Origin of the sequence: Pseudarthrobacter niigatensis (genome assembly GCF_030812615.1) — a bacterium.
GTDB lineage: Bacteria > Actinomycetota > Actinomycetes > Actinomycetales > Micrococcaceae > Arthrobacter > Arthrobacter niigatensis.
The window spans coordinates 34,601-49,538 of the sequence record NZ_JAUSTB010000011.1; the positions used below are offsets into that span (position 1 = coordinate 34,601).

Consider the following 14,938-nt stretch of genomic DNA (forward strand, 5'->3'; position numbering starts at 1 on the left):
CAGCCGCTTCCCGGGGACAGCTCAGGGACGGTTCAGGGTTTCCCCCAGTAGAGGGCCGCCGGGCATGGACGGGAGGATCGAGGTATGAACTCGCAGACCCCCTCCCCCGACGACGAACACCCTGCCGAGCCCCTTCGCAAGGAGCAGCCCGGAACGGACAGCGGGCAGCCCACCGAGCCGCTGCCATCCTCCGGCCCGACGCCTCCTGACCCCGCCCCAGGCCCGCCGGCGGAACCTTCACCCAACTATGCGTACCAGGGCAGACCGGCACCCGCTCCGTCCACCGACTTCTTCGGCTGGATCCACAGCAACGGCATCTACCGCGGCAATGACCGGTGGGTTGGCGGCGTCTGCAGCGGTATTGCGCACAGGCTGGGCGTTGACCCCATCATCATCCGCGGCGTCTTCATTGTCCTGACCCTCCTGGCAGGCATCGGAGTCCTGTTGTACGGCCTGGCCTGGGCCTTCCTCCCGGAACCGGACGGCAGGATCCATGTCCAGGAAGCCGGCGCTGGCCGCTGGTCCAGCGGCATGACAGGTTCCCTCATCGCCACCATCCTGGGCCTTACGGGCCTGGGCGGAGGCTTCTGGGGCTGGAGCCATAACGGCCTCAGCGGACTGCTGTGGACCCTCTTCTGGGTTGGCGGCGCCATCTACCTGATCTACTACCTCTCCCAGCGCAACAAGGCCCACCCCACCATGGCCGGCCACGGCACCGCCGCGCCAGGCGGGACCTTTCCAATGGGGAGTTCCGGCGCGGCCCACACCGCGACGTTCTCCGCCGGCACCGCAGCCGGACCGGCTGCGGCTGCGGCGCCCCCTTATGGCAGCAGCACCGCAGGCACGGCGGACACCACCGCAACGGGCGGCCCTTACGGCCAGGGCGGCTACAGCCCGGCCGGAAGTGTGCCACCGGCTCCCGGCTCCGGCGGCGTTGGCGGCACGTCTCCCGGCGGTCCCGGCAGCGGTGCCCCCGGCGGCGGCAGCTACCCCACCCCATGGGTTCCGCCGCGGCCGCCCAAGCCCAGGCCGTCCGGTCCAGGCGCCCCCGGTGTGGCCATCGCAACGGGTTCCGCCCTGGTGGTGGGCGGCGGACTGAAGGCCCTCGACGCCGCGAACGTCATCAGCCTGGGCGGCTCCGCCAACGCCATCGTGTGGGCCAGCGCGGCAGCGGTCCTGGGCCTGGGCATCCTAGTGGCAGGCTTCCGCGGCCGGACCTCCGGCATCCTGAGCTTCTTCGCCGTGGTTGCACTCATCACCGGGGGCGTCTACAACACCCTGGACGATGGCCGGATGCGGTTCCAGCAGGTGGACTGGAACCCCGCCAGCATCGAGGAAGCACGTGGTGGAATCGACATCACCGCCGGACGTGGAACCGTGGACCTCACGGGCCTATCCCCTACCGCCCCCCTGACGTCCGACGTCGTGGTTCCCCTGGACATCACCGCAAGCAACGTCACCGTGGTGATTCCGCAGAACGTGCCGGTGGATATCAAGGCGGACATGACCATGGGCAACCTGAACGAGGGCGGAGGCCAGCGCGGCGGCACCACCACCCGCCAAAGCAGCTACAACACCGACCGGCCCGGCAACCACCTGGTGGTCCAGATCGACGGCACCTTCAGCAACGTCACGATCCAGGAAGGCAACTGACATGGACAACAGCAACATTCCGACGACGGCGGGCCACGACACCGCCGGACCGGCACCGGCCAGGGTGGGAACGGTGGTGTGGGGACTGATCGTCCTGGCGCTGGCCGCGCTGATCATCGTGGCCCAACTGGGGATCGTCGCCCTCAATGGCACCTACGTCCTGATCGGCCTCATGATCGGCGCCGGAGTGGCCCTGGTGGTGGGCGGCCTGCTCTCAGCCCGGAAACGTGACAACCAACCAACTACAGGGAAGTCTTGAACCATGGATAAGTTCTTCAGCATTGTCAGGGGCTTCGGCCTGAAGCGCGGACCGCAGCGCTGGGTTGGTGGAGTACTCGGAGGAATCGCGGCGCAGCTCAACGTCGACGTGGCCTATGTCCGCATCGCTTTCCTCCTGTTGTGCCTGCTCCCCGGACCCGCCGTGGTCTTCTACCTCCTGGCCTGGATCATCATCCCGGACCAGCGCAATGAAATCCTGCTGCAGACCTTCCTGGACCGGCGGTCGCTCAACCGGCCCTGACCACCGCACTTTCAGGCCCCGGCCCTGGGGAATCATCCTCCGGGGCCGGGGCCTTGCCGTGTCCCCGGCGGCCGGCCCCAATGTAACCGGTTTGTGTCGTACCCCACACACCCCACTACACTTCTAGGTGAGCTCAGCGTGGCGCTCTGCCTGTAAACCTTCTTCCCAGGATTTGAGCCGAACATGAAAATTGGAATCCTCACCAGCGGTGGCGACTGCCCCGGATTGAATGCCGTCATCCGCGGCGCGGTACTTAAGGGCATCGCCGTCCATGGCCAGGAATTCGTCGGATTCCGGGATGGCTGGCGGGGCGTGGTGGAGGGCGACATCATCGCCATCCCCCGCACCATGGTCCGCGGCATCGCCAAGCAGGGCGGCACCATCCTGGGCACCTCCCGCACCAACCCGTTCGAAAACGGCGGCGGCCCCGAGGCCATCAAAGCCCATATGGACCGGCTTGGCATCGATGCCATCATCGCAATCGGCGGTGAGGGCACGTTGGCAGCGGCCAAGCGCCTGACCGACGCCGGACTCAAGATCGTGGGTGTCCCCAAGACCGTTGACAACGACCTTGACGCCACCGACTACACCTTCGGTTTCGACACCGCGGTACAGATCGCCACCGAGGCGATCGACCGGCTCCGCACCACGGGTGAATCCCACCACCGCTGCATGATTGCCGAGGTGATGGGCCGCCACGTGGGCTGGATTGCACTGCACGCCGGGATGGCAGCCGGGGCGCACGCCATCCTCATCCCGGAGCAGAAGGTCAGCATCGAGCAGGTCACCGAATGGGTCAAGGAAGCCCATGCCCGAGGCCGCGCACCCCTTGTGGTGGTGGCCGAGGGCTTCGTGCCCGAACACATGGAAAGCCCGCACTCGGAGCGTGGCCTGGACACCTTCGGCCGTCCGCGCCTGGGCGGCATCGCCGACCAGCTTGCGCCCGAACTTGAAGCACGGACCGGCATCGAAACCCGAGCCACCATCCTGGGGCACATCCAGCGCGGCGGCGTCCCCTCAGCCTTCGACCGGGTCCTTGCCACCCGGCTGGGCATGGCGGCCATTGACTCCGTGGTGGAAGGCTACTGGGGCACCATGGTGGCGCTGAAGGGCACCGACATCCAGCATGTCGCCTTCGAGGAGGCCCTGGGCCAGCTCAAGACTGTCCCGCAAAACCGCTACGACGAGGCCGCGGTCCTGTTCGGCTAAGCCACTGGGCCGCCCTAGGCTGGGACCATGACACTCGATCCCGGCTCAGCGGCCATCATCCAGCTGGCGTGGGCACGCCGGCTGGGCCTTGACGACGACGCATTCGGTGACGCCCTGGCATCCGGCGAACGGATTGTCCGCGCCGACGAATCGGCCCGGACCGTCGAGTTTGTGCGGCTGTTCGGCAGTTCCGTCCTGGTAGGACCACGGAACATCATCGAGGCAGCGGCCGGCATCCCCGACGAGGAAATGGCCCAGCATGTCACCCTCCTGAAACTGACCAGGGAACAGGGTGGCCACGGGCTGGGCGCCGCGGCCCTGTTCTTTGCCGACGACCTGCCGCTGCAGCAACCATCGGAGGAACTGACGGTCTCGCACGGGAATCCCGAGGCGATCGAACTGGAGGGCAGGTGCCCGCCGGATGACGTGAATGAAGTTGGCCTGTCCGACCTCGAGAACCGCTACACGGTCGTCCATGAACTGGACGGCAGGCGCGTGCCCCTGGCCTGCGGGGCCTACGGCGAGTGGGAGGGCCTGCTGGCCAACATGGGCGTCCTGGTGGACCCGGACTGGCGGCGCCGCGGCCTGGGAGCGCTGGCGGGTTCCATCGCTGCCCACGAGGCCCTGGCCGCCGGGCTTACCCTGCAGTGGCGCGCTGATGTCAGCAACACCGGCTGCCTGGCATTGGCCCGGAAGCTGGGCCTGTCAGCCGGCGGAATCCAGACCAGCGTCCACCTTCGCTGAGGCCGGGCTGCCCGCGGCGCCCCAGTCCTGGACCGGCTTGGGCTTGGCGAAGAACAGTGCCACGGCCGCCCCGGCGAGCACAACGCCGGCGGGCAGCAGGATCGACTGGGCCATCGCCGTCGAGAACCCTGCCTGCAGGAATCCGGGCAACGTACCGCCCATCGCCATCCCTTCACCGGCTGATGCCGCAGGGCCGCCGGACGGGAGTTCCGCGGCGAGCCGCGACTGGATCAGGACGGCAATAGCTGCGCTGCCCAGCACGGCCCCGAACTGCCGGGTGGTGTTGTAGACGCCGGAACCTGCGCCGGCCTGGCGAGGCGGCAGGTTCCGGGTGGCTGTGGTGCTTAACGGTGCCCAGATGCCGGCGTTGGCGAACCCCAGGACAGCGCTGGGAAGAAGGAACAGCAGGATGGGTGTGTCCGGCTGCATGAGCAGGCCGTTCCAGACAAGGGCGACAGCCATCAGCGTCAGGCCGCCGGCGGCAAGGTATTTGGGGTTGACCCGGTCCACGATCTTGCCCACCACGGGCGCCATGCCGCCCGAAATCAGCGCCATGGGCACCATCAGGAGTGCCGACTGGGTGGGCGTCAGGCCGCGGACCAGCTGGTAGTAGAAGATCAGCGGCAGGCTGAAAGACGTGACGGTGAACCCCACCATGGTGATGCCAAGGTTGGCGAGGGAGAAGTTCCGGTCCCGGAACAGGCCCAGCGGCAGGAGCGGTTCGCCCTTGTTGAGGCGCTGCCATGCCACGAAGGCGGCCAGGACAACCAGGCCGGCAATAATGAGTCCCCAGACGCTGATGGGCCCGGTGATGGTCCCCCAGTTGTACGTCTCGCCTTCCTGGATACCGAAGACCAGGAGGAAGAGTCCGACGGCGCTCAGCAGGACGCCGGGGATATCGAACCGGTGCGGGTGGGTGCTCAGTGCCGGGACGTTGCGCATGGCCAGGATGAAGCCCACGACGCCGATGGGCACGTTGATGAAGAAGATCCACTCCCAGCCCAGGCCGTCCACCAGGACACCGCCCAGGATGGGCCCCACCAGGGTGGCCATGCCGGCCGTGGCACCCCAGACGGCCATGGCGGAGCCACGGCGGTCCGGCGGAAAGATGCGGGTGATGACCGCCATGGTCTGGGGCGTCATGACTGCGGCGCCGAGCCCCTGCACCACGCGGGCCGTGATCAGGGTTTCCACATTTTGGGCCAGGCCACACCACAGCGAGGCCAGGGTGAACACCACCAGGCCCAGCAGGTACAGCTTCCGCGGCCCGAACCTGTCACCGAGGCGGCCCGTGATGAGCAGCGGGACGGCGTAAGCCAGCAGGTAGGCGCTGGTCACCCAGATCACCGAGTTGATATCGGCGTGCAGTCCCTCCATGATCCGGGGATTCGCTACCGAGACGATGGTGCTGTCGATCAGGATCATGAAGAACCCGATCACCAGGGACCACAGCGCCGGCCACGGCTTTTCTACGTTTTCCACTCGGTCATCCTTCTGGAGTTTTGTTTTGGTGCCCGGGCGGAAACCCGGGAAGATCAGCCCAGCAGGTCCAGGATCTCCGTGCGGGCAAACATTTGCGCTGCGGCCCTCGCCGACGGCGCACCGGCGTCCGGATCCGCTCCGGCGCCCAGCAGGACGCGGGCCACCTCCGTGTAGCCCTTGAATGCCGCTCCGGCGAGGGGGGTCTGGCCCCGGTCGTTGGCGGTGTTGGCGTCGGCGCCGTGCTGCAGCAGCAGCTGTACGGTTCCGGCATGGCCATGATACGCGGCGAGCATCAGCAGGGAGTCCCCGGCGGAGTTCGTCATGGTGGCGGGGACGCCGGCCTCCAGGTAGGGACCAAGCAGCGCAGCGTCCCCTTCACGGGCAGCCTGGAAGAGCGTATGCGCCAAAGCCAGCGCGTCGTCGTCGTGCCCCTCCGTTGCCTTCGCCGCGGCGTGGACGGGCGTGGTGTTCCCGGTCATCAGCGCGGCCCCCTCAGGAATCCGGTTTGGCGCCCCACAACCTGGCCGGCGTCGGGGGCGACGATGAGTTCCTGGGCGGCCGCATACGGCTCATCGCCGTCCAGGACCGTCAGTATGTCATCCGGGGCCACTGAACGTTTTATGACTGCCAGGGCCACCGGACCCATCTCGTAGTGCTGCGCCACCGAGGTCACGGTCCCCACTTTCCGCTCCCCGGCCATGACGGGGCTGCCGGCGGCGGGCAGGGTGTGCTGCGATCCGTCCAGCTGGAGGAACACCAGCCGGCGCGGCGGGTGCCCGAGGTTGTGGACGCGGGCGATGGTTTCCTGGCCCTTGTAGCAGCCCTTGGCCAGGTGCACGGCCGTGCGCAGCAAGTCCAGTTCGTGCGGGATGGTCTTGTCATCCGTTTCGGCGCCGATCCGGGGCCGCCAGGCGGCCACGCGAAGGGCCTCGGCAGCGAGCACACCGGCCAGGGGCCGGCCGGCAAGGGCGTCCTCAAGGCCGCCGGAAGGGATGAGGTACTCGAACCAGGGACGTTCAAGGCCGGGGTGGTTCTCCTCGGAAACGGTGGCATAGGAGTACCCGCCCGCGGACACGTGTGGCCACGGGTCCTGCCAGGCGAGGTGCCCGGCCCATTCCGGCACGGCCCTGGTGCTGCCCACCACGGCCCAGTCCGCGGAGACGTCGGCAATCTCCACCCGCAGCATGAACTTCATGCGGTTGAGGTACTCGGCCAGCGGGGCGGCCTCCGTTGCTTCGACGATCAGCCAGGTGGTTTCCCCGTCATCGACCACACGGGCATCGAAGTCGATCCGGCCCTGGACGCTGAGGAGCAGCAGTTCGCTGGACTCGCCCGGCTTCAGGGCTGCCACCTGCTGGGAAGACAGGGTGTTGAGCCAGCTGAGCCTGTCGGGCCCGGTGACGGTGACCACGCCGCGGTGGGAAAGGTCGACGACGGCAGTTCCGGCGGCAAGGGCGCGCTGCTCGCGCAGCGGCTCGCCGTAGTGGGCGGCGACTCCGGCGTCAGGACCGGTGGCCTCGACGGCACCGGGGCGCGACAACAAAGGGCTGGGCGTAGTCATATGAAGTAGAAGTCCTTGGAGGTCAGCGGTATTCCGGATTTTCGAAATCGAACCTTGTTCCGGCAGCCCATTCGCCGGGCAGGTTTCCGAACGCGGGGTAGCCCCCCGAGTCCTTGAGGGTCCGGGCCAGGTGCAGGAGGTTCCAGGTCATGAACGTCGTGTTCCGGTTGGTGAAGTCGGTTTCCGGGCCACCGGAGCCTTCATCGAGGTAGCTCGGGCCGGGCCCCACGGGTCCGATCCATCCGGCGTCGGCCTGCGGCGGGATGCTGAAGCCGATGTGCTGAAGGCTGTAGAGGACGTTCATGGCGCAATGCTTGATCCCGTCCTCGTTTCCGGTGATCAGGCAACCGCCGACCTTGGGATAGAACGCCCATTGGCCCTTGCTGTTGAGTTCGCCGGAGTGGGCGTAGAGGCGTTCGATCAGTTTCTTGGTCTGGGACGAGTTGTCCCCCAACCAGATGGGCCCGGCCACCACCACGATGTCGGCTTCCTTGACCGCGGGGTAAAGCTGGGGCCACTCGTCGGTGGCCCAGCCGTACTGGGTCATGTCGGGGTAGACGCCGCTGGCAATGTCATGGTCCACCGTCCGGATCACCGTGGTGCCCACGCCGTGTTTCTCCATGATCATGCGGCTGATCCGGATCAGCCCGTCCGTATTGGACGTCTGCGGCGACTTCTTCAGCGTGCCATTGAAGAAGACAGCTTTCAGGTCGCTGTAATCAGCCGGTGCTCCTGCTGCCTGGACGGTGCTTTCTCCCACGGTGCCGCTCCCCTCTTATGGGTCCGGAAGACCCTATCTGGTCATGAGACGCGGTGCAGGAACGCGGAGGCGTGGGCCTCCAGCCCTTTTCCTGCGTCACCCCCGGTGGCAACGTCCCAGCGCCACAACAGGTTGCCGTCCACCAGGCCAAATATGCGGGTGGCGGCGCTGTAGTCCTTGGAGTGGCTGCCGCGCATCACCATGTCGGTGGTCAGCTGGATCTGAGGCCCTTTGATTTGGCCGTAGTACAGCTCCGTGATGCCGCCGGGGTGGGCGATGGATACGGAGATGTCGAAGCCGCCGTCCTTGTTGCGCAGCGCTTCGACCTCGTCGGCGCTCTTCAGCACCGGGACGATGTCTGCCGGCACCAGCCCAGGGCCGCCGTCGGCGTCTAGCTGCTTGCGCTCCAGCGCCCAGAAGCCGGTTTCGACGGTGAGCGGACGCAGGCGCGTCCCTTCGTCGTCGGTCAACCAGCTTTCGGCACGGTACTGCAGGTACGGCAGGCCGTTGTGGGTGAAGGAGACGTGCTGCAGGAAGTGTTCAGAGTCCTCGTCGCCGCTGCCCAGCCGCCCCCGGCCCTCCCACTCACCGATGAGCCAGGACAGGGGGACGAGTTCGGGGGTCAGGTCTGTAGGAATCTCAATGGGCATTGGTATTACCTCCAGCTACGGCCGGTCCCGGGAAAGGGCTGGCTACTGCTGGCCCTTGAAGAGGCGGTAGACCACAAAGCCGGCGAACCAGGCCATGGACAGGCTCGCGATGCCGAGCAGGACAAGGAAGAAGATTTCAAAAGCAAGTACGGACATGGTGCCATCCTAACCGTTAGTAGATGAGTAGTTTGTCTATGAAGTACGCAAGGGATCCAACAGCCGAGACCGGGGCCAGCCCCATGCCAAGGGCGGCCAGGATGTTCAGTGGCGCGCCGCGCAGGGTGGCCAGCCGCCGGAAGCTCGCCAGCACCGCGCCCACAACCACGCCGAAGATGGCCGCCGGCAGGACGGCAATGTCCGACAGGACCAGCCCGGCCAGTGGACCGGCAAGGCCCGCAAGCACCACTCCGAGCGGGGCAACAATGCTGTCCGGCCAGCGGATGAGCCCGGCCAGCAGGGCCACAGCCGCGCTGATCGCCGCCACCAGGAGCATCTCGCGGACACCGTTGAAGCGGGAGCCGGCAATCCAGCCTGCTCCCAGGCAGGACAGCAGGACACCGGCGCAGCACCCCAGGGTGGATTCCAGCCGTTGCGCCTGTCCTGTTCCGCGGATGAGCTGCACCACGAACACGGCCATCATTCCCAAGGCCACGAAGCCGGGAGTCCAGTCCAGGTATCCGGGGGCAGGCACCAGGGCGGCGGCTATGGCCGCGCCTGCACCCGGCAGGGCGATAACTGCGGCGAGGGTCTTCTTGGCGGGAATGCGGAGGAAGTGCGGCCAGCCGATGCCCACCGCCACGGCGATCACGATGCCCACCACCACGAGTGCCTCCGGCGAGGCGTAGACCCCGGCGATGATCGCGATGAGGCCGGCGATCCCGACGACGCCGACGGTCCAGGAGCCCAGTGAACGCGCGGGAGCCTGCAGTTCCGCCGTCATGCGTGGCCCGGCCTGTGCTTCGTCGGTGCACTCACTGCGCTGTTTTCCCATCCTGGCGGTCGGCCGGAAGGCAGGTCTGCCCCCTCGTGGCAGGGCGGGTGCGCCCTGGTCCAATCCTGCCTTATGTGAACTGGATATGTCGCAAATCGTGCCGGTCCACGTCCTGAATCTGTGGCCAGGGAGGGGCTGCCGGGTATACTCAAAGCTCAGCTACGCTCCCTGCTGAGGTGGCTGGCCGGCGGCGTGCTGACGGTCCAAAACCTTCCGCAGGAGCCAGTACCGGCCGGTGAGAATCCGGTTCAGTCGCCCAATGATGCGCGGACAGCCCTTGGAGGAACAATGTCGCACATCCTGTTACTGACCAACAGCACCGGTTCTTCGGTGGACATCCTGCCTGCCCTAGAGCTGCTGAACCACAGGGTCCATATCCTCCCCGCCGAACCAACGGCCCTCCTGGAAACAGACCCCTGCGATATTGTCCTGCTGGACGCCCGCAAGGACCTGGTGGGTGCCCGTTCCCTCACCCAGCTCCTGAAGGCCACAGGCCTCAGCGCCCCGCTGGTGCTGATCCTGACCGAAGGTGGCATGGCGGCGGTGTCCTCCGCGTGGGCCGTTGACGACATCGTCCTCGATTCCGCGGGCCCCGCCGAGGTGGAGGCCCGTATCCGGCTGTCCGTTGCCCGGGCAGTGCCCGAGCAGGAAGACGCGCCCAGCGAAATCCGCGCCGCCGGCGTCGTCATTGATGAGGCAAGCTACACGGCCCGGGTCAACGGGGCGCCCCTGAACCTGACCTTCAAGGAGTTCGAACTCCTGAAGTACCTGGCGCAGCACCCCGGCCGCGTGTTCACCCGGCAGCAACTGCTGACGGAGGTGTGGGGCTACGACTACTACGGCGGCACGCGCACCGTGGACGTCCACGTCCGTCGCCTGCGGGCAAAGCTCGGAGCGGACCACGAGAACCTGATCAGCACCGTCCGGAACGTCGGCTACCGCCTCACGCTGGTCCGGCAGCAGGAAGATGAACTCACGGAGGCCTGAGCCTGGGCTGCCGCCGGCGTATAGCCTTGGCTCATGACTCCAGCGCATCCGCAGAAGTGGCCCGTCCATGTCGTCCGGGGCGGAGTTGACCAGCAACTGCTGAAAGACTGCCGTGACCTTCTGGCCGCGGCTGAGGAATCGGACGGCAATCCTTCCATTTCCGAGCAAACCCTGGTGACCATGCGCGCCGGTGACTCGGCGGAGCACAGCCTCCTGACGCTGGCCCTCTACGCTCCCGACGAGGACTCCGATCCGGCGACCGGCCAGGACCTGGCGGGCTTCGCCGTCGTGGTTGAGGAGCCGGACGGCAGCGGCATCCTGGAAATCGCCGTCCATCCCTCCTACCGGAACCAGGGCGTGGCGGACCGGCTGGTGGGAGCGCTCAAGGAGGTCCGGGGCTTCAACGGGCTGAACGCCTGGTCGCATGGCAACCATGAAGCCGCTGCCGACCTTGCCGCCCGCTACGGGTACGCGCCGGTACGCGAGTTGTGGAAAATGAGGATGACGACGGCGGGCGCGGACCTGCCCGATGCCGGCCTGCCGGACGGGGTGGCCATCCGCACGTTCGTTCCGGGCAAGGATGAAGAGGCGTGGCTGGCAGCCAACCGGGCAGCATTCGCCCACCACCCCGAGCAGGGCAGCCTCACCAGGGCCGACCTCGAGGCGCGCATGGCGGAGGACTGGTTCGACCCGTCCGGCTTCCTCCTCGCCGAGGACCGGGACGGCAGGCTGCTGGGGTACCACTGGACCAAGGTCCACCCACGCCACGGCACCCACCCGGCCATCGGCGAGGTCTACGTGGTGGGCGTGACACCTGACGCGCAGGGCATGGGACTGGGCAAGGCACTGACCATTGCCGGCATCAAGCACCTCCGCGACTCAGGACTGGCCGGTGTGATGCTGTACGTGGATGCGGACAACGCTCCGGCTGTCGCGTTGTACCGGCGGCTCGGTTTCAGCCGCTGGGACATGGACGTCATGTACGGCCCCGCCGCCGGGTAGCCGGGAGGCCGGAGCAATCCCTGGCACGGCGTAAAACAAAGGCCGTGGGGGCGGTGAATGCTTGTAAGGTTGAAATGGAGCCGCGCGGGGCGGAAGCGCAGGCACCGGAGCGCCAGCTAAAGGAGAAGCCATGAACCCGGAACCGTCCGGAACAGCCACGTCCCAGGATGTTGCGGTGCCTGTCCGGGCCCGCTTCGGCTCCTCCGAGGTACCGGCATCCAGGGCCACGCAGGACCGCATCGACATCCCCGAATTCGCACCGAACCTGCAGCCCGAGGGCGACATCCGGCCCGACCGGTTCCTGGACCGCGAGCTGAGCTGGCTCGCCTTCAATTCCCGGGTGCTGGAACTGGCGGAAGACCCCACCCTCCACCTGCTGGAGCGGGTCAGCTTCCTGTCCATTTTTGCCTCCAACCTGGACGAATTCTTCATGGTCCGCGTGGCAGGCCTGAAGCGCCGCATCGCCACCGGGCTGGCCGTCCCCTCCCCTGCCGGGCTCAGCCCTGTCGAGGTGCTGGAGCGGATCAGCGAAGAAGCCCACCGGCTCCAGCAGCGCCATGCACAGGTTTTCGCCGAGCAGATCCGGCCCGCGCTGGCGTACGAGCACATCCACGTCATGCAGTGGGGGGAACTGGACGACGCCGCCCAGCAGCAGCTCAGCGTCATGTTCGCGGAAAAGGTCTTCCCCATCCTCACGCCGCTGGCCGTGGATCCCGCGCACCCGTTCCCGTACATCTCCGGCCTGTCGCTGAACCTCGCCGTGGTGGTCAGGAACCCCGTAAGCGACAAGGAGCTCTTCGCCCGCGTCAAGGTCCCGGACCAGCTGCCGCGGCTGATTTCCATTGACGGCCCCCGCGCCGGTGCGGTGCCGGGCCGGGTGGCACGGTTCATCGCACTGGAGGAAGTCATCGCCGTCCACCTGGACAAGCTCTTCCCCGGCATGGAGGTCCTGGAGCACCACACGTTCCGCGTCACCCGCAATGAAGACGTGGAGGTGGAGGAAGACGACGCCGAGAACCTCCTGCAGGCCCTGGAGAAGGAACTCCTCCGCCGCCGGTTCGGGCCGCCTGTCCGGCTGGAAGTCACCAATGACATCAACCCCAACATCCGGGCGCTGCTGATCCGTGAGCTGGGCGTAGAGGAGTCCGAGGTGTACTCGGTGCCGGCGCCGCTGGACATGCGGGGCCTGTCCGTCATAGCCGGCATCGATCGGGCGGACCTGCACTACCCCAAGCACGTCCCGCACACCTCCCGGTACCTGAACGAGTCCGAAACGTCCAAGGCCGCCAACGTGTTTGCTGCCATGCGGCGCCGGGACATCCTGCTGCACCACCCCTACGATTCGTTCTCCACCTCCGTGCAGGCGTTCCTGGAGCAGGCTGCGGCAGACCCGAAGGTCCAGGCCATCAAGCAGACCCTGTACCGGACCTCCGGGGACTCCCCCATTGTGGATGCCCTGATCGACGCCGCCGAGGCCGGCAAGCAGGTGCTGGCACTGGTGGAAATCAAGGCCAGGTTCGATGAGCAGGCCAACATCTCGTGGGCCCGCAAACTGGAGCAGGCCGGCGTCCATGTGGTGTACGGGATCGTGGGCCTGAAGACACACTGCAAGCTGTCCCTGGTGGTCCGGCAGGAAGTGGACGGCCTGCGCCGCTACTGCCACATCGGCACCGGCAACTACCACCCGCGCACCGCCCGGTACTACGAGGACCTGGGCCTGCTGACCGCCGACGAACAGGTGGGGCAGGATCTTTCCAAGCTGTTCAACCAGCTTTCCGGCTACGCGCCCAAGTCGACGTTCAAGCGCCTCCTGGTGGCACCCCGTTCCGTGCGTTCCGGCCTCATCGACCGCATCGAAACCGAGATCCGCAATGCCCGCGCCGGAATTCCCGGACACGTGCAGATCAAGGTGAACTCGATGGTGGACGAAGCCATTATCGACTCGCTGTACCGCGCGTCCCAGGCGGGCGTGAAGGTGGACGTGGTGGTCCGGGGCATCTGTTCGCTGCGGCCCGGCGTTCCCGGCCTCAGCGAGCACATCACGGTCCGCTCGATCCTGGGCCGGTTCCTGGAGCACTCACGGGTGTTCGCATTCGCCAACGGCGGGGACCCCGTGGTGTACATCGGCTCCGCGGACATGATGCACCGCAACCTCGACCGCCGGGTGGAGGCCCTGGTCCAGTTGGCCAGTGCGGACGACATCACGTACGTCCTTGACCTCCTGCAGCGCTACATGGATCCGGAGACCTCCAGCTGGCATCTTGATAACCAGGGCCATTGGACCCGGCACCACCTCTCCGAGGACGGGAAGCCGCTCGAAGACGTCCAGTCCTGGCTGCTGGCGTCCCGGCCGCGGCAACGCAGCCTGAGCCGGCGATAAGGGCCGCCGCGTTGTCGAGCGATGCACTCGTAGCCGACCAGACAGACCACCCGGGCGAACCCATTGCCGTCACTGCGGCAGGAGCCATTCCCTGGCGTGCCGGCCGGGACGGCCTGGAAGTCCTGCTGATCCACCGTCCACGCTATGACGACTGGTCATGGCCCAAGGGGAAGATCGACGCCGGCGAGACCGTCCCGGAATGCGCCGTCCGTGAGGTGTGGGAGGAGATCGGCCTCAAGGCGCCCCTGGGCATCCCGCTGCCGCCCATCCATTACCACGTAGCGTCTGGACTGAAGGTTGTCCACTACTGGGCCGTAAAGGTCAACGGCGACAGCCTGGTTCCGGACGGCAAGGAGGTGGACAGCGTCATGTGGTGCGCCCCGGAAAAGGCGGGCCGCCTGCTGTCCAACCCGTCCGACGTCGTACCGCTCGAGTACTTGCAGGACGCGCACGGGCGCGGGGAGCTGGACACCTGGCCCCTGCTGGTGCTCCGCCATGCCAAAGCCAAGCCACGCGCATCCTGGAGCAAAGCCGAAGGTGAGCGTCCGCTGGCGGCAACCGGATCACGTCAGGCCCAGGCCGTGGGCCGGCTCCTGCAGGCGTGGAAGCCGATGCGGGTTGTCAGCAGCCCCTGGCTGCGCTGCGTTGCCACCGTTGCCCCGTACGCGCGGGCCAGCGGGGCCAAGGTGAAGCTGGCGGAGGGCCTGACCGAGCACAAGCACCAGCGCAGCCCGAAGAAGACCGCTGCCGTCATCGAGTCCCTCGTGGACAAGCAACGGCCTGTGGTGGTCTGCACCCACAGGCCCGCCCTGCCGACCGTGCTGAAGCAACTGGCTGCCCACATGCCCTCCCACCTCGCCAAGCTGCTGCCGGCCCACGAGCCATACCTCTCGCCCGGCGAGCTGGTGGTGTGCCATGTGGCCAACGGCGGGAAGAAGCGGGTTGTAGCGGTGGAGCAGTTCAAGCCCTTTGACGACTAGCCTGGCTTCCCTGAGCCTC

15 protein-coding genes are annotated in these 14,938 nt (G+C 67.1%); 9 read left to right on the forward strand and 6 right to left on the reverse strand.

Annotated elements, in window-relative coordinates:
• Nucleotides 1-84: 84 nt before the first annotated feature.
• The 5 genes from J2T23_RS15275 (at nt 85) to J2T23_RS15295 (ending at nt 4,126) form a co-directional block, all read left to right on the forward strand.
• Nucleotides 85-1,653 (forward strand): PspC domain-containing protein, encoded by a 1,569-nt coding sequence (locus J2T23_RS15275; protein ID WP_307361298.1) that lies wholly within the window; start codon nt 85-87, stop codon nt 1,651-1,653.
• A 1-nt stretch (nt 1,654) separates the two neighbouring features.
• Nucleotides 1,655-1,912, forward strand: coding sequence for a hypothetical protein (locus J2T23_RS15280; RefSeq protein WP_141159748.1), 258 nt, complete (start codon nt 1,655-1,657; stop codon nt 1,910-1,912).
• 3 nt (nt 1,913-1,915) lie between these two features.
• Nucleotides 1,916-2,173, forward strand: a complete 258-nt coding sequence (locus J2T23_RS15285) for a PspC domain-containing protein (protein ID WP_141159747.1) — start codon at nt 1,916-1,918, stop codon at nt 2,171-2,173.
• Between the two features lie 183 nt (nt 2,174-2,356).
• Nucleotides 2,357-3,382 (forward strand): 6-phosphofructokinase, encoded by a 1,026-nt coding sequence (locus tag J2T23_RS15290; protein WP_307361302.1) that lies wholly within the window; start codon nt 2,357-2,359, stop codon nt 3,380-3,382.
• Nucleotides 3,383-3,409: 27 nt separating this feature from the next.
• Entirely contained in the window at nt 3,410-4,126 is a 717-nt protein-coding gene (locus J2T23_RS15295; protein ID WP_307361304.1) for a GNAT family N-acetyltransferase, read from the forward strand.
• On the opposite strand, the gene J2T23_RS15300 is transcribed toward J2T23_RS15295, so the two are convergent.
• From J2T23_RS15300 to J2T23_RS15325, 6 genes are all read right to left on the reverse strand, one after another.
• Entirely contained in the window at nt 4,088-5,608 is a 1,521-nt protein-coding gene (locus J2T23_RS15300; protein WP_307361306.1) for a DHA2 family efflux MFS transporter permease subunit, read from the reverse strand. The two genes, J2T23_RS15295 and J2T23_RS15300, sit on opposite strands and share 39 nt — an antisense overlap.
• A gap of 53 nt (nt 5,609-5,661) precedes the next feature.
• Complete coding sequence (locus J2T23_RS15305; RefSeq protein WP_307361308.1) at nt 5,662-6,087, reverse strand: ankyrin repeat domain-containing protein; 426 nt, start codon at nt 6,085-6,087, stop codon at nt 5,662-5,664.
• Nucleotides 6,087-7,169 carry a CAF17-like 4Fe-4S cluster assembly/insertion protein YgfZ gene (ygfZ, locus tag J2T23_RS15310; protein ID WP_307361310.1) on the reverse strand — a complete coding sequence of 361 codons (1,083 nt, stop codon included), beginning with the start codon at nt 7,167-7,169 and terminating at the stop codon, nt 6,087-6,089. The genes J2T23_RS15305 and ygfZ overlap by 1 nt, the downstream gene beginning before the upstream one ends.
• A 22-nt stretch (nt 7,170-7,191) precedes the next feature.
• Complete coding sequence (locus J2T23_RS15315; RefSeq protein ID WP_141182138.1) at nt 7,192-7,929, reverse strand: flavodoxin family protein; 738 nt, start codon at nt 7,927-7,929, stop codon at nt 7,192-7,194.
• Nucleotides 7,930-7,970: 41 nt separating this feature from the next.
• A complete protein-coding gene (locus J2T23_RS15320) occupies nt 7,971-8,579 on the reverse strand; it encodes a nitrobindin family protein (RefSeq protein ID WP_141159741.1) in 609 nt (202 codons plus the stop codon).
• Nucleotides 8,580-8,751: 172 nt separating this feature from the next.
• On the reverse strand, nt 8,752-9,519 hold the full coding sequence (locus J2T23_RS15325; protein ID WP_141182139.1) for a permease: 768 nt from the start codon (nt 9,517-9,519) through the stop codon (nt 8,752-8,754).
• Nucleotides 9,520-9,858: 339 nt separating this feature from the next.
• Here J2T23_RS15325 and J2T23_RS15330 point away from each other — a divergent pair, with 339 nt between their 5' ends.
• The 4 genes from J2T23_RS15330 to J2T23_RS15345 all read left to right on the forward strand — a co-directional run bounded on the left by J2T23_RS15330 (nt 9,859) and on the right by J2T23_RS15345 (nt 14,919).
• On the forward strand, nt 9,859-10,557 hold the full coding sequence (locus tag J2T23_RS15330; RefSeq protein WP_133345752.1) for a winged helix-turn-helix transcriptional regulator: 699 nt from the start codon (nt 9,859-9,861) through the stop codon (nt 10,555-10,557).
• A gap of 33 nt (nt 10,558-10,590) precedes the next feature.
• Nucleotides 10,591-11,559: a mycothiol synthase gene (mshD, locus tag J2T23_RS15335; RefSeq protein ID WP_307361317.1), complete on the forward strand. Its 969-nt coding sequence runs from the start codon at nt 10,591-10,593 to the stop codon at nt 11,557-11,559.
• Between the two features lie 130 nt (nt 11,560-11,689).
• Nucleotides 11,690-13,939 carry an RNA degradosome polyphosphate kinase gene (locus J2T23_RS15340; RefSeq protein ID WP_307361319.1) on the forward strand — a complete coding sequence of 750 codons (2,250 nt, stop codon included), beginning with the start codon at nt 11,690-11,692 and terminating at the stop codon, nt 13,937-13,939.
• 11 nt (nt 13,940-13,950) lie between these two features.
• Entirely contained in the window at nt 13,951-14,919 is a 969-nt protein-coding gene (locus J2T23_RS15345; protein ID WP_141159737.1) for an NUDIX hydrolase, read from the forward strand.
• Nucleotides 14,920-14,938: the final 19 nt, after the last annotated feature.